This is a genomic window from Pseudomonas sp. 10S4 (assembly GCF_034344865.1).
Lineage (GTDB): Bacteria > Pseudomonadota > Gammaproteobacteria > Pseudomonadales > Pseudomonadaceae > Aquipseudomonas.
This window is the reverse complement of the sequence record NZ_CP133774.1, coordinates 2578311-2597863: the sequence shown is the minus strand read 5'-3', so window position 1 is coordinate 2597863 and position 19553 is coordinate 2578311. Positions and strand designations below refer to the sequence as shown.

The following is a 19553-nucleotide window of genomic DNA, read 5'->3' as shown; positions in this document are numbered from 1 at the left end:
GCAGTCATGAAAGCAGGCCTCCCTAAATCGCAGAAAGGCGCCGTGGCGATTGAATTCGCCTTGGTGTTCGTGGTTTTTTTGCCGTGTTTTATGGCCTGGTCAGCTACAGCCTGCCGTTTGTGCTGATGCAGTCGTTCAACGAAGCCACCTCTGAAGCGGTGCGCCGCAGTGTTGCGATAGACCCCACCACGCCCAGCTATGCCACCGTGCTGGTAACTACCGCGAACGCCACGCTGACTCAGCAGTTGTCATGGGTGCCCCCCGTTGAACCTGGTGGTCGGTGTCGACACCAGCGCCGTTTACGATCCCACCAAAGGCACCAATGGCACGCTGACCGTCACCGTCAAATACCCCGTGAGCAAGCTCAACCAAGTGATTCCGTTTCTGGTGTTGCCGGGGGTGGGGGCGGTGCCCAATTTGCCGCCCTATCTCACGGCGTCATCGAGCCTTCAATTTTGAATTCGGGGGACAAACTCTTCGGGCGTTTGCTCAAACGCGCGCCAACCGCCGCCACCGACCTGCCCGATCACCTTGGCTCGCCGCCCCTTGGTTTGCATTTGCACCTGGATGCCGACGGCGGCGTCTTGCAAGTCGCCGGCCCACTGCGCAATTTGCTGGCGCAACAACCACCCCATGACCAGCCTCTCCCGCTCCACCGCTATGTGCAGCCCCATAGCACCCTGGCGATAGAGGGCCGACCGGTGGAATGGCAGGGCCAAAGCCTTGACCTCGACTTCCCCGGCCTCGGCGACCAGACACTGCACCTGCGGGGCTGGGTTCAGCCCTTGGGCAATGGCTGGCGGATGCAACTGATAGACATCGCCGACCTGTTGCTCGAGCGCCAGCAATCACGCAGTCGTGAGGCCTGCCAAACGCTCGCCGGGCAGATCAGCGAACAGTTGCGCGCCTGTAGCCTGGCGCGGCTGCCGGTGATCGTCGACGAGCAATTACAGGCCATCGCCCAGCGCTGGCACATCCCCTGTCTCGCCCTGGCGGTGCTCGACGAACAGGCACAGGGCTGGAAAATCCATCGCCAACATCACGCCCACGATGCACCGGCGCTGTGGCATGACGGCCAGTACCTTGGCACGGCCCTCGACAGTTTGAACGGCACCGCGCCGCAACACGTCGGCATTCATCACGGCCTCGACGAACACTCCCGAGTGCAGGCCACGTTCGGCAACAGCGAAGGTTTCGTCGTGCCCTATGCCGATGACCGGGGCGTGGTTGCCTGGTTGCTGTGCGGGTTTTACCCGATCAATGATGGCGCGCCGTACCTGTCCGATCGTGACTGGTTACTGTTGGTCAGTGCGCTGGCAGGTCCGTTGCTCGGTCGCTTGCGTGAACAGCAGCATCACCAGCAACTGGAGCGTCTGGAATCATTGCAAACGCTGCTGGGTACCGGCTGGTGGGAAATCGTCGGCAATGACGTCCATCTGGCGCCATCCCTGGCCGCAGCCTTGCAACTGGACGCTGCGTCACTGACGCGGGAACAGTGGCTGGCGCGGTTTCATCGCGCTGATCGAGATGAATTGCACAGTCGCCTGCAAGCCCTGCAACAGCAGGGCGAAGCCTTGACCTTGTGTGTGCGTTTGCACAGCCCTGATGACTGGAAACATCCCCTGTGGTATCGCCTTCAAGGCCAGGTCACGGGCACCGGCGAGCACCGGCGGCTGGTGGGTTTCATGCTCGATATCAGTGACATCAAGAACCAGCAACAAATCGCCGCTACCGCTCACGCCCGTCTCGATAACCTGATCGCCAGTTCGCCAGCAGTGATCTATGTGCAGCACTACGTCGAAGGCGCGCTGCAACCGGCATTTTTCAGTGCCAGCCTGCAACCTTTACTGGGCTGGAGTCTGGACGACTGCACCACTACCGCGTTGGTGGAGCGGGTCCATCCCGACGATCGCGACCTGTACTTCGAACGCACCCGACAGCTGCTGCGCGAGGGTTCGGTACGTGCCCGCTACCGACTGCGCGACAGCCGGGGCGATTACCACTGGCTGCTCGACGAAGCAAAACTATTGCGCGATGACCTCGGCCTGCCGGTAGAAGCCGTCGGGCTGTGGCTGGATGTCACCGAGGCGACCCTGGCCGCCGAGCAGGTCAGGCAAAGCGAAGAGCGCTACCGGATTCTGGTGGAAGACTCGCCGGCGATGATCTGCCGTTATCGCCCGGACCTGACCCTGACATTTGGCAATCGGCCGTTGGCGATGTACCTGGAGTGCGCCCCGGAGCAGTTGCCGGGGATTAATCTGGGCGAATGGATGTCCGACGAACAACGCGAGACGTTCGTGCAGCGGCTGAGTTCGTTGACCCCGGAGCAGCCAGTCAGCACCGCCGAAATCAACCTGCAATTACCGGGGCGCGAGCACGCCTGGTGGGTCTGGTCGGATCGCGGGGTGTTCGATGAGTTGGGGCAACTGATCGAAGTACAAGCGGTGGGCCGCGACAACACCGAAGTGCGCCGCACGCAGCAGCAACTCACGCAAAGCGCAAAAATGGCCACCCTCGGCGAAATGGCCACCGGCCTGGCCCATGAAATCAACCAGCCGCTGAACGTGATGCGCATGGCCATCGTCAATGTGCTCAAACGCCTGAGTAGTGGCGACGTGCAGATTGATTACCTGACCGACAAGCTCAACCGCATCGACACGCAGGTCCAGCGCGCGGCGCGGGTGGTTGACCATATGCGGGTGTTCGGCCGGCGCTCAGAGGTCGAGCAGCAGCCGTTCAATCCAGCCACGGCCATTGAAGGCACGCTGTCGCTGCTGGCCGAAGGCATGCGCGGTAAAGGCGTGGAACTGCGTGTCAGCGAGACCGGTTTCGAGGTCCAGGTGCGTGGCTATGTCGATCAGCTTGAACAAGTGTTGATCAACCTGATGGTCAACGCCCGGGATGCGCTGCTGAGCAAGCGCGACGCCGGCCGTGAGTTCAAACCGTGGATTTCGGTATACGCCGAACGCGACGAATGTTCGGTGCGACTGTGGGTCGAGGACAACGGCGGCGGGATTGACCCGCGCTTGCTGGAGCGGATTTTCGAGCCGTTCTTCACCACCAAACCGGTGGGCGTCGGCACCGGGCTCGGCTTGTCGGTGAGTTACGGCATTGTCGAGAACATGGGCGGACACCTGAGTGTTTCCAACTCGGTGGAAGGCGCACGGTTCTGTATCGAGTTGCCGATTGTGCTCGACGTCTAAATCACCAGATAGGCCACGCCGGTCTGGCCGCAGGTCATGTTGGCGCCGACGTCTACATCCATCAGGTTGATGCCCAGGGCGCTCAGCAGGTTGTTGAGCAGCGGATCCAGCAGCGGGCTCAGCAGGTTGGTGATCACCGGCACCAGTAGCGTGGTGACACCGCTGATGGCGCTGGCAGCAGTGCTAATGATGCTTCCCAGCAGATTGCTACTCACAGGTTGATAGGCATTCACACTGATGCCCGTCAGCGTATTCGAAAGGCTGCCGACGATGTTGTTGGTGGGGGCGGCGGAGATGATGCTCGGCGGCAACTTGAGATTAGCCGGGGTCGCGAAAGGCGTGGTACTGGAGAACACCAGGTCCTGGGTATTTTGCCCGACGCTGGTGTTGACCATGATCCCGATGCCGCCAGCGGCAAACGGCACATGAGTGGACTCGTCACAGGTGCCGCCGATCAATAAAATCTTGTGACAGGTGACGGTGCCGAGATCAATCAACGGCAGCGGCGTGACCGTCGGCTCGGCTGTGGAGGAAAAAGCAGCGACGGGATCGATCTTGCCCACTCTGAGGTCGGCTATCGAGGTGGTGGTGTGTGCGGTCAGGCTTTTGGTGCCCGTGGTACCACCGACCGGGCAACTGTAGGCAGTGACGTAACTATTGGCGCCGCCGGCATCCAGGCTGATATCGATTTCGGGGGATGGCAGGATCAAGGGGTCCAGTTGTTGGCAGCCGGCACCGAGCAGGCAGAAGACCGAGTTGAACGCGGTGGCCAGATTCAGACTCAGCACCCCGTTGAGTACCGGGGTCAGTCCGCCCACCATCCCCAGCACTGCGCTGCTCAATCCACTCACGCCGGGCAGGTTCACCGACAACATCGTGCGCACCTGGGCGGTACGCACATAAATCCTGTTCGGCCCCGTCGGGTTGAGCACCGCCAGCGCCGGGTTCCCGATGGCGGAGAACTGCGGTGGCTCAATCACCTTGACCCGCACCGTGAAGTTGGCCAGCCCCAATACGCTGATCGGCAAGGTCGCGGCCACTGCGCTTTTGCTATTGGCCAGTTGTACCACGCCCTGAATCAATTGCAGCAATTGCAGATTGGCATCCAGGCCCGCCGCTGTGGTGCCGGTTTGCAGCTGCAAAATCTGCCCCAGCGTGAGCGGGACACTGTTGTTCGCCGCCAGTTGCAGATTGCCCAGCGCGGTCATTACATCCGCCGTCGCGCCATTGAGCTGGACCACCGTCGCTGCAGCCTGAATCAGTTGAGTCGCGGTGACTTGGGTATTGAGCAACTGAGTGTAATTGCCCGCCGCCACATTGAGGTTGATCGCCAACTGATTCAGGTAGCTGAGCAGGTTGATGTTGGTGTTGAGCAGCCCGGTCCAGCCCAGCGCCGTCACGCTGACGTTGCCGCCCAGCAGTCCGGAAAACAGCGGGTTGAGGATGTTCGACTGGGAGGTGCTGATGCTGACCAGGTTGCTGCGAATGTTCAGTTGCGCAATGGGCGGTTGCGGCTGAGCCGCTACGGCCGAGGCATTGAGCGTGGTGTTGAGGCTGACCGGCGTCCCGGAAAACAGCGCCTGCACGCCGCCGGCAAAACTGGTGGTGACGGTGCGGCTGGCGACTACTTTGATAGCAGCCGATTGCGTGGCATCAACGGTGAACGTGCGCAGCCCGGTGTTGGCGGTGAGTAAGCTGCCGCACGTAGTGACAAGGGTGTCGGTGGCATCGACGGTGTAGCCATTGCGGGTGGCACTTTGGCCGGCGTAACTGGCCGCCGTCAGACCTGGCAGGCAATTGCCACCGCGACTGACGGCCTCAAGGGCGGCGGTGTCCACCACGCGCTGCAACTTGCGCTGTTCCATGTAGAGACGGCCGGTATCGACCACCAGCAACATCAACACAATTGCCAGGCTGAGGGTCGCGGCAGCCATCAACCCGATAGCCCCCGTTGCCGGGCAGGACTGCGAAACTGCGGCATCGCGCACTCCTTCGCCGGCGCACTACCGAGTGCGGCCTCCAATGGTGAAGTGCAGTGTAGACAAGGGTTGACAAGGCTGCTGGCAACTCGCCAGTTCCGACGACACAAAACCAATGAGGGAGCGGGCTTGCTCGCGAAAGCGGTCTGTCAGTCACATCACTGTTGGATGTGCTGCCGTCTTCGCGAGCAAGCCCGCTCCCACATTTGCTCTTCAGTGAACACAAGATTTGTAGGCGACAAACATCCCCCTGTGGGAGCGGGCTTGCTCGCGAATGCGGTTTGTCAGTCACATCCATTTTGTATGTGCCGCCATCTTCGCGAGCAGGCTCGCTCCCACAGGGGATGTGCAGGGTTAGAGAGCTGAGTGTTTATCTGGGTGGGTAGTTGGCCAGGATCCGGCCCACTGTTTCGTTCACAGCTTTGCTGCGATCGGCCGGGTTGGGCGTGCTGCTGAGCATTTGCTCGTCGCTGCCACGCCACACCAGTTTGCCGTCCTTGCCATCGAGCAGGTCGATCTGGATGGTTGCCACTTTGTAGGTGATGTTGCGGGTTTCGTTGTACATCGGCGCGGCCCAGTAGCCGTTCCATGGGCTACCCCAACCGCCGCCGTAGTTGGTAGTCACCTGTTGCTGACGGTCTTCGATGATCAGGTAGGCCTGCACGTTCACATCACCTTTGCTGCCCGCGGCGACCGGACGCAAGCCGCGCTGATCCAACTGATCGGCAACGGCCTGGCGAATGCGCTGTTCGGTCAGGTCGCTCTTGATCCGTGGATCATCGGGGCGGTATTGCAGGGCGGGTTCTTTCCAGCTCCAACTGCGATAAGCGGCGAAGTCGCGGCTGGCGTCGAAGTCATGATTGACCTGGTGGGCGGCGCAGGCACTGAGCAACACGGCCATGGCCAGTAATGCGAGGCGGCGGAACATGCGTGTTCTCCGGTTGAAGAGATGAACCTATGGGAATTGTTCTCAACCAGGAGGATACGCCGACATCGCTTTTTCTACAGCTTCCCGTATCGCATCGGCGCGCTGACTTTGATTGCCCTGGTTAGCGGTTTCGGCGCTCGCGCTCCAGACCGGTTGACCGGTGCCAGCGTCGAACAGGTCGACGCGCACCACCACAACCTGTTCCTGGTAAGTGCGAACCACCGGCACGGTTTCGTACATGCCGTAACCACCGCCATATCGGTTGTAGCCGCCATAACCGCCGCCGTAGTAACCGGCGTCGTCCTGAACCTGACGCAAACGGGTTTCCAGGTGCAGGTTGGCGCTGACCAACAAGTCAGGCGGGCGGTTTTCGTGCAACGGGCGCAAGCCGCGCTGGTCGAGGGCGTTGCTGACCGCTTCGGCCACTTGCGCCGAATCCGCCCAGGCCGAGCCCGGTGGCAATTGCCCGTTGAGCCAGGCCCAACTGCGGTAGCGCCCGTAGTCCCGAGGCGCTGCCGGGTAGGCGCTGCGGTCGAAGGTATTCGCCGCTTGTGGCGGCGCCGGCGGCAAGGGATTGGACGTCGCCACATAAGGGTTGCTGCCCTGGCAGGCCGCCAACCCCAGGCACATCAGCAGTAATCCTGAACGCGCTTTCATTTCGTTCTCCGATCAGACCGGCCGACAGATCCAGTGCAAGTAACGCCCAAGCCCGGCAAAGCTTGGGTGACGACGGTGGGCCAGTTCCATTTCCAGCAAGTCCACCAGTTCGGCGCGGGCCTGGAACTCCACCGGCATGTAGTCGTGAAAAACCCGCACCCCGCTCTGGGTTTCGACCTGCCACATACCTTCAAGTTGCGCCGCCAGTTCCCGGGGATCGAGGGGCTGCTGCGGGGTCAGGCTCTGCTTCTCGCCGGCCATGTCGTTCTTGCGCATTTTGCGGAAGTGGCCCTTGAGCAGGTTGCGGTAGATCAACGCATCGCGGTTATAGAACGCCAGGGACAACCAGCCGTCCTTGGTGGTGAGTTGATGCAATACCGGCAGGATCGCGTGGGGTTCGGCCAGCCATTCCAGCACGGCGTGACACAGCACCAGGTCGTAGGGTTCGGTGAGTTGACCGAGCAATTCCTGCCATGGCGCTTGAATGAAGGTCGCCGTCTGACCTGCGTCAGCGAAGCGTTGGCGAGCGCCTTCGAGCATCGGTGCGGCCGGTTCGGCGAGGGTGACGTCGTGGCCGCGCTGGGCCAGCCACAACGACATGTGGCCAAGCCCGGCACCGATGTCCAGGACGCGCAGCGGCCGGTCCGGCAGGGTTTCGGCCAGGTCGGCTTGCAGCACCGCCAGACGAATCGCGCCTTTGGCCCCGCCGTAGATTTTTTCGGCAAACCGGGTCGCCAACTGATCGAAATGACGGTCGCTCATCAGCTGAACCGCCGTTCGCTGTCCGCAAGTTTGCTGCGCACTACTTCGTTCATGTCCAATCCCAACTCGCTGCACAGCAATAATAGATAGAGCACGATGTCACCGACTTCCTGCCCGGCGTGGGCGAGTTTGTCTGCCGGCAATTGCCGCGACTGGTCTTCGGTCAGCCACTGGAAGATCTCCACCAGCTCGGACATTTCCACGCTCGCGGCCATGGCCAGGTTTTTCGGGCTGTGAAATTGCCGCCAGTCATTGCGGTCACGGATGGCGTGCAGGCGTTCGGTCAGTTCAACAAGGTTCATCGGGCTCTCCTGAAGGCGTATAGCTTCGGGGGATGGCGGATGAAGGCAAGCGCCAGAGATTGACGACACTTTCTGGGGGCGCCGAGCTTATGTGGCGAGCGAGCTTGCTCGCGCCGGGCTGCGTAGCGGCCCCTTTTGTGAGTGCTGCGCACTCAAGCGGGAGCAAGCTCCTCGCCACACAAGCTCACTCCCACCGGGGCAATGCAAACCCTCTATGCTTGTAGGGAACTCGGCGCCGCGATCAATGGCCCAAGGCTCAGGCACGGCAACCCTGCCACCTCTTTCATCAGGACACCCACATGCAGGTAGAAAGTTTTTTCGAATGGCTCGGCCAGGCACTCGGTTCTGTCATCCGTTTTATCGTCGACGGCCTCAGTGGCCTGTTCAATATTTTGAGCCATGCGGGCGGCAATTTTGTCGAAGGGCTGTCCCGGGCGCTGGGCATGGACACGTCGATCATCAGCATCATCGCGCTAATCATCGGGTTGATGCTGTTGTGGTCGGCGATTCGGGCGTTCATGAATGCGTCGATCATCGCCGGGATTATCTGGTTGCTGCTGGGGCTTTGGTTGTTGAGCTGGATTATTCATTAAGACAGCCCATAACCCTGTGGGAGCGGGCTTGCTCGCGAAAGCGGTGTGTCAGGCGACGTAAATGTTGAATGTCAGTCCGTCTTCGCGAGCAAGCCCGCTCCCATATTGGATCGCAGCACATTCAGATGTACCGCTACAATGCCCGCTCCCCAAGGAGCCCGCATGTCCAACCTGATCGCCGACTGGCGCGACCGCCCGACCCATCGCAAGGTCTGGGCACTCGCCGCGCCCATGATCCTCTCGAACATTTCCGTACCGCTGGTGGCGCTGGTCGACAGTACCGTCATCGGGCACTTGCCCCACGCCCATCAGTTGGGTGCCGTCGCCGTGGGCGCCAGCCTGTACACCTTTCTGGCCTGGGGCATGGGTTTCCTGCGCATGGGCACGACCGGTTTCGCCGCCCAAGCGACCGGCCGTGGGGATGGCGCGGCGTTGCGGCAGATTTTGTTGCAGGGGCTGTTGTTGGCGATGGGGTTGTCGATTGTGCTGGGGGCGGCGGGGGTTCCGTTGAGCGGCGTGGCGCTGCACTTCATGCAACCCTCGGCAGAACTGGATCAACTGACCCGCGAATTTTTCCACACCCGACTGTTCGGCCTGCCCGCGGCGCTGGCCAGTTATGCGCTGGTGGGCTGGTTCCTCGGTACCCAGAACGCCCGGGCACCGCTGGCGATTCTGCTGAGCACCAACCTGGTGAACATCGCGCTGAACCTGTGGTTCGTCCTCGGGCTCGATTGGGGCGTGGTCGGCGCGGCCCGAGCGTCGGTGATCGCCGAATGGACCGGCGCCCTGATCGGCCTGTTCATGACCCGCAAAGCCCTGCGCGCCTATCCGGGCCACATCGCCTGGGCCGCCCTCGCGCTATGGCAGAGCTGGCGCCCGCTGCTGGCGGTCAACCGCGATATTTTCATCCGTAGCCTGGCGCTGCAATCGGTGTTTTTCCTGATTACCGTGCAAGGTGCGCGGCTGGGTGATGCCACGGTCGCCGCCAATGCGCTGCTGCTCAATGGTTTGCTGCTGACCGCCCACGCCCTCGATGGCCTCGCCCATGCGGTGGAAGCCCTGTGCGGCCACGCCATCGGCGCTGGCGATCGACAATCTCTGCGCCGTTCATTGGTGGTAGCCACCGGTTGGTCGTTGTTGGCAAGTCTGGGCTTTGCCGCACTGTTTCTGTTTGCCGGGCATTTGTTCATCGAGATGCAGACCAACATCCAGAGCGTGCGTGACACCGCATTCATCTACCTGCCCTACCTCGCCGCCCTGCCGCTGCTCGCGGTCTGGAGCTACTTGCTGGACGGGCTGTTTATCGGCGCCACCCGGGCCCGGGAAATGCGCAATGGCATGTTGTTGACGGTGCTGCTGTTGCTGCCGTTCGCCTGGGCGCTACAAGGTCTGGGCAACCACGGGCTGTGGATAACATTCCTGTTGTTTATGGTACTGCGCAGCCTGACCCTCGGCGCCTTTGCCTGGTACTTGCGCCAGAACGACGGCTGGTTTGCCGGTCGCGCTCACTGAGTTGGCGTGGCATTGACGAAGGACGTGACTTCATCCAGCACCGGCGCCAATCCGCGCATGGGCCGGGACAGCGTCGCCACCAGCGTGGCGTGGCTGGTGCGCGAATAGTACAGGTCCTGAACCGGCACCCCGGCGGCGCGCAGTTTGCTCGCCAGACCGCCAGTGTTGCGGGTTGGGTTGACCACGTCATCGTCCCTCGACGCCATCAACAAGGCTGGCGGCGCGCCGCGACTGACGTGATTGATCGGTTGGGATTGTGGCGGTGAGTCCGGCCAGAAAAACACCGGGCGCACCTCGGGATTCTTGATCGGCAGGAAGTCATACGGCCCGGCGAGACCGATCCAGCCACTCAGATCATGTGGCGACATCCCCACGGCCCCCAGCAATTGCGGCTCCAGCGCCAACATCGCGACGTTGTAGGCCCCGGAACTGTGGCCCATCAGGTACAACCGTTTAGGGTCACCGGAAAACTGGCGAATGTGTTCGTGGGTCCAGGCCACAGCCTTGGCGCCATCCTCAAGGAATGACGGATAGCGCACCTGCGGATACAACCGATAGTCCGCCAGCACCGCGACAATCCCACGGGACGCCAGCGCTTCGCCGACAAAGCTGTAATCGCTGCGAGAGCCGCTGTTCCAACTGCCACCATAGAAAAACACCACCACCGGAGCGTTTTCCACCGCGTGCCGGGGCACATACACATCGAGCTTCTGCCGTGCATCACTTCCATAAGCAATGCCTTCGGTCTTGTCGAAGGTGCCGTCGGGGGTCAACGCGTTGAGCATTTTCAGTGGCGAGCACGCGGTCATCACAGCCAGTAAAAAGCCGCCGATCAACACCTTGAACAGTCGCAGGGTTGTGCTCGCCATATTGGTGAAACCTCGTGTTCAGGGTTGATCGCTCTGCCACCGGTTGCGCAGGTTATCGAGCCGCTCCTGCTGGGTCAGCCCCGGCAAAGGTTGGGCAGGCAAAGCACCGGGGTACTGCAAGCGTAGCCATAACCAGCCATCCAGAACCGGGCGTTCGCTGAAACCCAGCGCCAAGCCCTCCTGCACATGGGACCACAGGCGGTTGTATTCGGTGCCGGTGGATCGGCTCCAGTACCAGGCATGTTGCTCCAGCAGGCAGGTTTGCAGTTTTTCCCGCTGACGAGGGCTGAGGGTTTCTTCGACCGCCAACGGGCGGACCGCCAGCCCCGGATTGAGCAACTGCTGCCAGCCCTGGCTGCCAATCGCCCGGTCGGCCCAGGTTCCGCCGAACCAGCGTAACTGAGTGATGGGCCCGAGCCAGCGGCTCAGTTCCTCGGCATCACAGGCATCGAAAAAGTAGCTGGCGCAGTGCGGGTTGTAATAACTCAGTAGCGCCCGGTGATGCAGGCCGAGCGTGACCGTGAGCATGCGACGTAAATGCGCCAGCAACGGCGCCGCCGACGCCTCACTGACCACCAGCAAACCTTGCCAGGTATGCGGCTCGCTGTAGCAAAGTTCGGTCAACGCCGGGCAGTCCTGCAACTCGACCAGGGCGGGGCCTTGCTCGCGCAACGGGTGCAACTCCGTCCCTTCGAACAACCAGAACCGGCGAACATCGGCAAACCGCTGCTGCAAGGTCGCCGCCGCCCTAGGTGCACCCGGCACATCCAGCAACAGCCATTGTGAGGTCGGATCAGGCGCCTGAACGTCGCTCATGCTACACCGCTCTGACCCAATAGCGTCGCCGCCCGGCAGGTGCAAATCGTCTCCCGACAATGACTGAAACTTCCGCCACCGGGCAGCAGGCACAGCAACACCAACGGCTCGCTGGATTGCAGCAAGGCCAGCAAACCGTCCATCGCCGGCGGCACGTGAGTGGGATGCGGTTGCGGCATTTCAACCACATCGACAGCCGATTGGTTCCGAAGCAGACCGGTGATCAGCGGTTGATCCGGATCGCCCTCGATGAAACTGACCACCACCTCGGCCCCCGCCCGCCATTGCGAAACGGCCGCGCCTTTCAGCTCAGGGGCCAATGGTAGCCAACAGTGTCCAGGCTTCGCCCCTTCGCCCTGATAGAGCCAGTCGAACTGCACCGCAACCGGGCGGGACGGATCGGGTTGTGCCTGTGCAACTTCAACCACCCAGGCCCGTTGCAAACTGAGCATCTTCGGTTTCACCACCGCTGGGCTCGCCACCCACGGCGCCTCCCACGGCACGGCGCGGATCGTGTTGGAATAGGGCAACAACGGATCCTGGCAGCCCTGGTGCTCGACCCGGATCAACCGCCACAGATGATTCCACTCGCGGACCGGATGACCGGACAGCGGCATCAACTGACCACTGCGCAACGTCGTCAGGTCCGTGCGGCCCCTGGCGACTGGCGCCGTCTGCGCGCTGACCTGAACCTCGAACCGACACAACGCTGGCGGCCCGCTGTCGTCCTGAAACACCAGCGTTTGCGCGCGGCACGATGGCCCCTGACCGTCACCGACGATCAAGCAGTGCCCATGACTGGAATGCTCGAAATGGTAATGAAGACGCTCTTCGGCGCACAGACGCTGGAAAAATTGCAGGTCCGATTCGCTGTACTGCGTGCAGAAATCACGCGGTGGATATTCACCACTCAACGCCAGACGCCAGTCCTTACCGGCAATGCCGTGTTCCTTGAGTACCTGGCCGAGAATCTGCGGCACCGACTGCCCGCTGAAAATGCGTTGGATGAAGCGCTGGGCCAGGCACGCCAGTTTCGGCCCAAGACGCACACGACAAAGCCGGGATGAGCTGCCGTGCTCACGTTGGACGAGTTCATGCAATTGCCCGTGGATACCGTTACCAGCAGCTTCAAACTGCAAGAACGCCGCACGATAAAGCAGGCTAGCAAGGTCCAGCGTCGGATCATTGATCAGCAGGTCCACGTCGAACACAAACGGTTCGCTGATGGCTTCATTACCGGTAAAGGCCAGGACCTCAAAGGCGTCGGGCAGGCCCGCTACGTCCAGACGAAATGACGGCTCGTTGACTGGATCGAACATCGGCGATTCTCTACAGGAGGGGCGGCCGGGGATTCTCGCTGAGAGACATGGCCGAGTAGAGTGCCGAAGTACAACTTAGGAAATGACCTACGAGAAAAGAAGACCACATCACTTTAATAGCCGTGATGTCAGTCATTTCAGATAAAAAAGAGAGGTGTCGCACCAGGTCATCTGAAACTTCCGCGAGGGTGCGGAACATTTTCAGACAACCTGATGGGAGCAGTGCCTTACCTCAAGAAGACAGGTAAGACGAACGGGTCAGACCCAGGCGCAACGCGTCGAGGAACTGGGTACGCTCGGCGGCAGTGATGCGCGCACTCGCGCACTTGTCGCGGTAGTGGGTCATCAGTTCTTCCGGCGACAAGTGCACGTAGCGCAGCATGTCTTCGATGGTGTCGTGGGTTTCGATACCGGCGTGGTACACGGTGCCGTCGGCGTTCTGGTAGATGTTCACCGAATCGGTGTCACCGAACAGGTTGTGCATGTCGCCGAGAATTTCCTGGTAAGCGCCGACCAGGAAGATCCCCAGCAGGTAGTCTTCACCGTCATTCAACCCGTGTACCGGCAGACTGGTTTCGATGCTCTGCTCGTCGACGTATTGCTTGATCTTGCCGTCGGAGTCGCAGGTCAGGTCTTGCAGCACCGCACGGCGCATCGGCTCTTCGTCGAGACGGTGCAGCGGCAGGATCGGCAGTACCTGGCCGATGGCCCAAGTGTCCGGCAGGCTCTGGAACACCGAGAAGTTGCAGATGTACTTGTCGGCGAGCTTGTCGTTGAGTTCGTCGAGCACCTGGCGGTGGGAACGCTGACGGGCTTTCAACGAGTTGTGCAGGCGACGGCAGACGGCGAAGTAGCATTGCTCGGCCAGGGCTTTTTCTGCCAGGGTCAGCTTGCCATCGGCGTATTGGCTAGCGATGTCGCTCATGTAGTGCGTGGCGCGCCAGTAGGTCTCGGTGACCATCTCTATGTCGGTCGGGCCCAGCAGGTCAACCAGCCACTGCACGGTTTCCGGCAGTTCTTCCTTGTTGTCGATCTGCGGCACGTCGTCGTTATGCTTTTCGACGTCGGTCACCTGCACCACGAGCATCGCGTGGTGAGCGGTCAGGGAGCGGCCGCTCTCGGAGAAGATGTTCGGGTGCGGCAGGTTCTGCGCGTCGCAGAATTCCTTGAGCATCCCGACCACGACACCGGCGTAATCGTCCATGTCGTAGTTGATCGAACTGGCGTTACGCGAGTGCGTACCGTCGTAGTCCACGCCCAAACCGCCGCCGACGTCGATGTGATCCACCGGCAGGCCGAGGTTGCGCAGTTCGCCGTAGTAACGAATCGCTTCCTTGAAGCCATGCTGGTAGTCCGCCAGGTTGGCGATCTGCGAACCCATGTGGAAGTGCAACAGGCGAATGCCTTGATCCAGGCCCGCTGCGCGGAAACGCTCGACCACCGACAGCAGTTGCGCCGCCGACAGACCGAACTTGGATTTTTCGCCACCGGTGTCAGCCCACTTGCTTGAGGCCAGGGACGACAGACGCACGCGCAGGCCAACCTGAGGCTTGACCTTCAGCGAGGCGGCCTCTTCGATCACCAGGCCAACTTCGGATTCTTTCTCGATCACGATGAACACGTTGTGACCGAGCTTCTGGCCCATCAGCGCCAGACGGATGAACTCGCGGTCCTTGTAACCGTTACAGACGATGGTGCCGCCCTTCGGTGCCAAGGCCAAAACGGCGAGCAGCTCAGGCTTGGAGCCGGCTTCCAGGCCGATGGACACGTCCTGGGTGGCGATGATGTTCTCGATCACCGCTTCTTGCTGGTTAACCTTGATCGGGTACAGCGCGGTGTACTTGCTCTGGTATTCCAGGCGTTCAATGTTGGCATCGAAGGCGCCGGTCAACTGACGCACGCGGTCTTGCAGGATATCGGGGAACCGCACCAGCAATGGCAAGGACAAACCGCTTTTGCGCAGTTGGTCGACTTGCTCGAACAGGTCGATAGGCGAACTGGTCGGACCGTTCGGACGAACTTCGACGCGACCGGCGTCATTGATCGCGAAATATCCGGCCCCCCAATGGCGAATTCCGTAAACACTGCGGCTGTCCGCAACTGTCCATTGGCTGCCATCGTCTTTGCGTGTGCGTCTTACGGACATTGAAGTCCCCTATAAAGAAGTCATAGAGCGTCGCCTGGGTTCAGGCCGGCGCAGTCTAAAGAATGAAAATGACGGTTCGTCAACGAGGGGATAGACCTCGCTGACCGCAGTGAGTTTAGAAACCGGTCAGAACAGGCTCTGTGAAAACCATGTTGGCGACGCCAGGCCAGAATGAAATCAGGACTGGATCAAGCCGAGGGTGGTTTTCACAGAGGCTGCTAGCCGCCGGACTTCTTCGCCTTGAAACCAAGTTTGATCAGCTCGGCCAAGAGTAGCTCGACATGATCGCCCTGGATTTCAATGATTCCGTCTTTCAACGCCCCGCCGGTGCCGCAACGTTTCTTCAACGTGGTGGCCAGGGCCGTGAGCGCATCAAGGGCCAGCGGCACGCCGGTGATGGTGGTCACCGTCTTGCCGCCACGGCCCTTGCTTTCGCGACGCACGCGAGCAATGCCGTCGCCGGCAGGGATCACGGTTTGTTTGCAGATACAGGCATCCACCGGTTTGCTGCAATCCGGGCAATGACGACCTGCGTCGGTGGAAAATACCAGGCCACCAAGGGCGGCGAAGGATGCGGCTTTTTTGGCCACCGGCAATCCTCTTGGGAGGACAAAGACTGGTCGCAGCACTTAGGCAAGGCTATCGACCGCGAAGCCCCACTCAGGCAGGGGCAGCGCTACTGAAACAGTACAGACCTGTAGGAGCGAAGCTTGCTCGCGAAAGGACGTCAACGATAACGCGCGGCATCAGACAGAACGAGTCGTCCATGCATCCTTCGCGAGCAAGCTTCGCTCCTACAAAAGGTCGCGCAGTGTAACGGCAAAAAGCCGACTTGCTAAGAGCCAATCGGCGCCAATTTATGCCTTCTTTGCGACGTCGGTTTGCTGAGCCTTCAGATAACGCTTCAACGCGGCCAAAGAGTCCGGGCAGTAAGGCTTTTGGGTAATTTCCTGCATCACCTGATCAATCGGAATAAAGCGCGCTTCAAGCACTTCTTCCGGCTGCAGGATCAACGGACCGTCCCACACGGCCGAAAACGCCGAACACCACAGCCGATTGCCGGTGTCCTCGAAGAAAAAGTGATCATGAGCGCTCAGTTCCACACCACTCACGCCCAATTCTTCTTCCAGCTCACGGGCGGCCGACTCGGCGTAACTCTCATCAGCCTGCACCATGCCCCCCGCCGCCACGTCCCAATAACCGGGATAAATGGCTTTGCTGAGGGTGCGGCGGTGCACGCAGAGCTCACCGGCCGAGTTGAACAGCATGATGTAGGTCCCGCGCCCGATCAGCCCGCGCTCACGCAGGTTGCTGCGGACCAGGGCGCCGAGCAGGTTGTCCTGCTCGTCGACCCAGGCGATGCGTTCGGCATCCGAGGCCGCGCGGTGGGCGGCCTCTTTGGCGCTATCGACCATGACTCAGCCCTGATTGAGCAGTTGACGCAGATCGATCACTGCAGCGTTGGCCCGGGAGATGTAGTTAGCCATGACCAGCGAGTGGTTGGCCAAAATCCCGAAGCCGCTGCCATTGAGGATCATCGGGCTCCAGACCGGTGCTTGCGAAGCTTCCAGCTCACGAATGATCTGGCGCACGCTGACGGTGGCGTTTTTCTTGGCCAGCACATCGGCGAAGTCGACTTCGACGGCGCGCAGCAGATGGGACAACGCCCAGGCCTGACCGCGGGCTTCGTAGAATACGTTGTCGATCTGCATCCACGGAGTTTCGACGATTTCTTCGTCAACCTGCGGCACCTGGCCCGGCATCACCACTTCGGTTTTCAGCGAGGTGTTGAGCTTGACCCGGCCAACGCTGGCCGACAGGCGTTGCGACAACGAACCCAGACGGGTGCCGACATCGCCCAGCCAGTTGTTCAGGTTGTCGGCGCGGGCATAGAACAACGCATTCTTCTGCGCCGGATCAGACAGACGGGCCTGGTAACGGCTCAGGGAATTGATGCCTTCTTGGTACTCCGATTCGCTGGATGGCAGGACCCAGCTCTTGTTATCGAAGTTGAAACGCGGCTCGGCCTTGGCCAGATCCGAGTCTTCGGCCGATTGTGACTGCGAGCGCGCAAAGTCTTTACGCAGGGCGCGGGTCATGTCGCGGACCTGGACCAGCACGCCATATTCCCAGCTCGGCATGTTGTCCATCCACAGGCCCGGCGGGAAGCGGTCGTTGGAAATGTAGCCGCCCGGCTTGTTCAGCAAGGTGCCGGCGACGGTCTTGAGGGTTTCCACCATGGTGTAGCCGACGACCATCTGCTTGCCTTCTTTCTCGGCAGCGACCTGGGCGTTTTGTTGAACCGGGAACAAGTCAGGCTCTTCACTCCAGTACCAGCCCAGGCCGATGGTCACCAACAGGTACAGGCCGATCAAAGTGGCCAGCGCCCGGCTGAACAGCAGGCCGCCGAAATAACTGCGGGTGGCCGATTTCGGTTCAGCGGCACGTTCGGGTGCGCTGCCCGCGCGGTTCTTCCAGTCCAGCATGGCGATATCCTTTCAATCACTTGAGTTCATCGGTTCGACCACAACCCTACGCCATCGTGCCTCAATTTGCCGCGCATTAATCTGCGCGAAACAACGAGCCATGCAATCGCATCGGTCGAGGCGACACTATAAATGAAGCATAGCCTTCGAGCCTATGCGACCAGTCGGTCAGAAACTGAATGATGTCGCTTTGCAGATTATTGACATACGACACTGATGTGACCGAAAAGAGGTGCTAGCATAGAGCCACCAGTCGATCTCAGCATGCACCCTAACTAGTAGTCAGGATATGACCGAGCCAGAAGACCCCAGCCGTGAGCGCCTCAAGCACCACTTTGCCCAGCGGGTAATTCATCAGGCACGTCAAATTCTTGAGATATGGCAGCGCCTGCAACGCAGCGAGTGGTCCACTACCGATTTGTCCGAGCTGAGCGAGGCCAACCTGCGCCTGCTGCGCTTTGCCGAACGCTTTGAACAACCGGAACACTCGCAATTGGCGCGCCACATCGGCCAGTCGCTGGAGGCGGTCGATGCTAATCGCGGACGCCTGAGCAGCGGCCTGATCACTGACCTCAACCGTTTGATGCAGCGCCTGTCCCGCACCGGCCTGCGTCACGGCGACCAACTGGACCAAACCTTCCTGCCGCCACTGCGCAAGCCAATCTACGTGATGCTGCAAGATCACGATCGTGCCGAACGCTTGGCCAAGCAGCTGGAATTCTTCGGGCTCAGCGCCCAGTCGCTGGACAGCGTATCGGCGTTTCGCTCCTCGATGGTCGAGCGGCTGCCGGCGGCGATTGTCATGGACGTGGACTTCAGCGGTCCGGGCATCGGCTTGAAACTGGCTGCCGAAGCCCAGGTTGGTCTCGATGAACCGTTGCCGCTGCTGTTCTTCAGCCTGCACGAAACCGACACCCCTACCCGCCTCGCCGCCGTGCGCGCCGGTGGCCAGGAATTCCTCACCGGCACCCTCGAAGCCTCGAGCCTGCTGGAGAAGATCGAAGTCCTGACCTGCGTTGCCCAGTACGAACCGTATAAAGTGCTGATCATCGACGACTCCCGCGCCCAGGCCTTGCACACCGAGCGTCTGCTCAACAGCGCCGGCATTGTCACGCGCACGCTGATCGAGCCGATCCAGGCCATGGCTGAACTGGCGGACTTCCAGCCCGACCTGATCATCCTCGACGTCATGCCGGCCTGCACCGGTACCGAACTGGCCAAAGTGATCCGCCATAACGACCGTTACGTCAGCGTGCCGATCATTTACCTGTCGGCCGAAGACGACCTGGACAAGCAACTCGACGCCATGAGCGAGGGTGGCGACGACTTTCTGACCAAACCGATCAAGCCGCGGCACCTGATCACCACCGTGCGCAACCGCGCGGCCCGGGCACGCAACCTGAAAGCGCGGATGGTCCGCGACAGCCTCACCGGTTTGTACAACCACACCCACATTCTGCAATTGCTCGAAGACTGCTCGTTCCGCGCCCGCCGCGAGAGCAAGCCGCTGAGCTTTGCGATGATCGACATCGACCACTTCAAACGGGTCAACGACGCGCACGGCCACCCCATGGGCGACCGGGTGATCAAGAGCCTGGCGCTGTTCCTCAAGCAGCGACTTCGCAAGACCGATTTCATTGGCCGTTACGGCGGCGAAGAGTTCGCGATTGTCATGCCGGACACTGATGTCGAATCAGCGCACAAGGTGCTCGACGAAATCCGTCAGCGCTTTGCCGAGATTCACTATCCGGCCCAGCCGCAAGACCTTTGGTGCACGTTCAGCGCTGGCGTGGTCGAGCTGCGCGAAGATTCCGACAGCCTGATGATGGCCAGCCAGGCGGACGAGGCGCTGTACCGCGCCAAGGACGCCGGACGCAATCGCGTGCAAGCAGCGCGGGAGTCAAAGCAAAGTGCCACTTTTTCATCGGAACCCACCGATTCGGTCATAACGCTGTAATACAAACGCAATAAATTCAGGCGC

15 protein-coding genes and 2 pseudogenes are annotated in these 19553 nt (G+C 60.9%); 5 read left to right on the top strand and 12 right to left on the bottom strand.

The features are described from left to right. Positions 1 to 6 precede the first annotated feature (6 nt). Together RHM58_RS11920 and RHM58_RS11915 are read left to right on the top strand one after the other, a co-directional pair. Positions 7 to 459, top strand: a pseudogene (locus RHM58_RS11920) (TadE/TadG family type IV pilus assembly protein). Continuing rightward, positions 456 to 3203 carry an ATP-binding protein gene (locus tag RHM58_RS11915; protein WP_322270445.1) on the top strand — a complete coding sequence of 916 codons (2748 nt, stop codon included), beginning with the start codon at positions 456 to 458 and terminating at the stop codon, positions 3201 to 3203. Before RHM58_RS11920 ends, RHM58_RS11915 begins: the two are co-directional and overlap by 4 nt. Here RHM58_RS11915 and RHM58_RS11910 read toward each other — a convergent pair. The 5 genes and pseudogenes from RHM58_RS11910 to RHM58_RS11890 all read right to left on the bottom strand — a co-directional run bounded on the left by RHM58_RS11910 (position 3200) and on the right by RHM58_RS11890 (position 7831). Next, a pseudogene (locus RHM58_RS11910) lies at positions 3200 to 5184 on the bottom strand (pilus assembly protein TadG-related protein). The gene RHM58_RS11915 and the pseudogene RHM58_RS11910 sit on opposite strands and share 4 nt — an antisense overlap. A gap of 368 nt (positions 5185 to 5552) precedes the next feature. Continuing rightward, complete coding sequence (locus RHM58_RS11905) at positions 5553 to 6110, bottom strand: DUF4136 domain-containing protein (RefSeq protein WP_201255468.1); 558 nt, start codon at positions 6108 to 6110, stop codon at positions 5553 to 5555. Between the two features lie 42 nt (positions 6111 to 6152). Continuing rightward, complete coding sequence (locus tag RHM58_RS11900) at positions 6153 to 6767, bottom strand: DUF4136 domain-containing protein (protein WP_322270444.1); 615 nt, start codon at positions 6765 to 6767, stop codon at positions 6153 to 6155. Between the two features lie 12 nt (positions 6768 to 6779). Continuing rightward, complete coding sequence (locus tag RHM58_RS11895) at positions 6780 to 7529, bottom strand: methyltransferase domain-containing protein (protein ID WP_201200263.1); 750 nt, start codon at positions 7527 to 7529, stop codon at positions 6780 to 6782. Beyond that, complete coding sequence (locus RHM58_RS11890) at positions 7529 to 7831, bottom strand: MazG-like family protein (RefSeq protein WP_007951009.1); 303 nt, start codon at positions 7829 to 7831, stop codon at positions 7529 to 7531. Before RHM58_RS11890 ends, RHM58_RS11895 begins: the two co-directional genes overlap by 1 nt. 299 nt (positions 7832 to 8130) lie before the next feature. On the opposite strand from RHM58_RS11890, the gene RHM58_RS11885 reads away from it, so the two are divergent. Beyond that, positions 8131 to 8424: a hypothetical protein gene (locus RHM58_RS11885; RefSeq protein WP_201200261.1), complete on the top strand. Its 294-nt coding sequence runs from the start codon at positions 8131 to 8133 to the stop codon at positions 8422 to 8424. A 162-nt stretch (positions 8425 to 8586) separates the two neighbouring features. Beyond that, positions 8587 to 9936, top strand: coding sequence for an MATE family efflux transporter (locus RHM58_RS11880; RefSeq protein ID WP_201255467.1), 1350 nt, complete (start codon positions 8587 to 8589; stop codon positions 9934 to 9936). Here RHM58_RS11880 and RHM58_RS11875 read toward each other — a convergent pair. The 7 genes from RHM58_RS11875 to RHM58_RS11845 all read right to left on the bottom strand — a co-directional run bounded on the left by RHM58_RS11875 (position 9930) and on the right by RHM58_RS11845 (position 17572). After that, entirely contained in the window at positions 9930 to 10805 is an 876-nt protein-coding gene (locus RHM58_RS11875; RefSeq protein ID WP_322270443.1) for an alpha/beta hydrolase, read from the bottom strand. The two genes, RHM58_RS11880 and RHM58_RS11875, sit on opposite strands and share 7 nt — an antisense overlap. 18 nt (positions 10806 to 10823) lie before the next feature. Then, positions 10824 to 11621 (bottom strand): DUF4123 domain-containing protein, encoded by a 798-nt coding sequence (locus tag RHM58_RS11870; RefSeq protein ID WP_201255465.1) that lies wholly within the window; start codon positions 11619 to 11621, stop codon positions 10824 to 10826. Further along, positions 11618 to 12940, bottom strand: a complete 1323-nt coding sequence (locus RHM58_RS11865; RefSeq protein ID WP_322270442.1) for a contractile injection system protein, VgrG/Pvc8 family — start codon at positions 12938 to 12940, stop codon at positions 11618 to 11620. The genes RHM58_RS11870 and RHM58_RS11865 overlap by 4 nt, the downstream gene beginning before the upstream one ends. Before the next feature lie 232 nt (positions 12941 to 13172). Continuing rightward, complete coding sequence (speA, locus tag RHM58_RS11860; RefSeq protein WP_201200253.1) at positions 13173 to 15086, bottom strand: arginine decarboxylase; 1914 nt, start codon at positions 15084 to 15086, stop codon at positions 13173 to 13175. 218 nt (positions 15087 to 15304) lie between these two features. After that, complete coding sequence (locus tag RHM58_RS11855) at positions 15305 to 15676, bottom strand: translation initiation factor Sui1 (RefSeq protein WP_123599678.1); 372 nt, start codon at positions 15674 to 15676, stop codon at positions 15305 to 15307. A 267-nt stretch (positions 15677 to 15943) separates the two neighbouring features. Next, positions 15944 to 16501, bottom strand: a complete 558-nt coding sequence (locus RHM58_RS11850) for an NUDIX hydrolase (protein ID WP_322270441.1) — start codon at positions 16499 to 16501, stop codon at positions 15944 to 15946. 3 nt (positions 16502 to 16504) lie between these two features. Continuing rightward, on the bottom strand, positions 16505 to 17572 hold the full coding sequence (locus tag RHM58_RS11845; protein WP_201200251.1) for a DUF2333 family protein: 1068 nt from the start codon (positions 17570 to 17572) through the stop codon (positions 16505 to 16507). A 289-nt stretch (positions 17573 to 17861) separates the two neighbouring features. Here RHM58_RS11845 and gcbA point away from each other — a divergent pair, with 289 nt between their 5' ends. After that, positions 17862 to 19529: a diguanylate cyclase GcbA gene (gcbA, locus tag RHM58_RS11840; RefSeq protein WP_322270440.1), complete on the top strand. Its 1668-nt coding sequence runs from the start codon at positions 17862 to 17864 to the stop codon at positions 19527 to 19529. Positions 19530 to 19553: the final 24 nt, after the last annotated feature.

What these genes read in the sequence shown, in the direction of transcription:
- RHM58_RS11885 (WP_201200261.1), top strand. Translation starts at nt 8,131, where the DNA reads ATGCAGGTAGAAAGTTTTTTCGAATGGCTCGGCCAGGCACTCGGTTCT.
- RHM58_RS11875 (WP_322270443.1), bottom strand. Translation starts at nt 10,805, where the DNA reads ATGGCGAGCACAACCCTGCGACTGTTCAAGGTGTTGATCGGCGGCTTT.
- RHM58_RS11870 (WP_201255465.1), bottom strand. Translation starts at nt 11,621, where the DNA reads ATGAGCGACGTTCAGGCGCCTGATCCGACCTCACAATGGCTGTTGCTG.
- gcbA (WP_322270440.1), top strand. Translation starts at nt 17,862, where the DNA reads ATGACCGAGCCAGAAGACCCCAGCCGTGAGCGCCTCAAGCACCACTTT.
- RHM58_RS11900 (WP_322270444.1), bottom strand. Translation starts at nt 6,767, where the DNA reads ATGAAAGCGCGTTCAGGATTACTGCTGATGTGCCTGGGGTTGGCGGCC.
- RHM58_RS11890 (WP_007951009.1), bottom strand. Translation starts at nt 7,831, where the DNA reads ATGAACCTTGTTGAACTGACCGAACGCCTGCACGCCATCCGTGACCGC.
- speA (WP_201200253.1), bottom strand. Translation starts at nt 15,086, where the DNA reads ATGTCCGTAAGACGCACACGCAAAGACGATGGCAGCCAATGGACAGTT.
- RHM58_RS11905 (WP_201255468.1), bottom strand. Translation starts at nt 6,110, where the DNA reads ATGTTCCGCCGCCTCGCATTACTGGCCATGGCCGTGTTGCTCAGTGCC.
- RHM58_RS11895 (WP_201200263.1), bottom strand. Translation starts at nt 7,529, where the DNA reads ATGAGCGACCGTCATTTCGATCAGTTGGCGACCCGGTTTGCCGAAAAA.
- RHM58_RS11850 (WP_322270441.1), bottom strand. Translation starts at nt 16,501, where the DNA reads ATGGTCGATAGCGCCAAAGAGGCCGCCCACCGCGCGGCCTCGGATGCC.
- RHM58_RS11845 (WP_201200251.1), bottom strand. Translation starts at nt 17,572, where the DNA reads ATGCTGGACTGGAAGAACCGCGCGGGCAGCGCACCCGAACGTGCCGCT.
- RHM58_RS11865 (WP_322270442.1), bottom strand. Translation starts at nt 12,940, where the DNA reads ATGTTCGATCCAGTCAACGAGCCGTCATTTCGTCTGGACGTAGCGGGC.
- RHM58_RS11880 (WP_201255467.1), top strand. Translation starts at nt 8,587, where the DNA reads ATGTCCAACCTGATCGCCGACTGGCGCGACCGCCCGACCCATCGCAAG.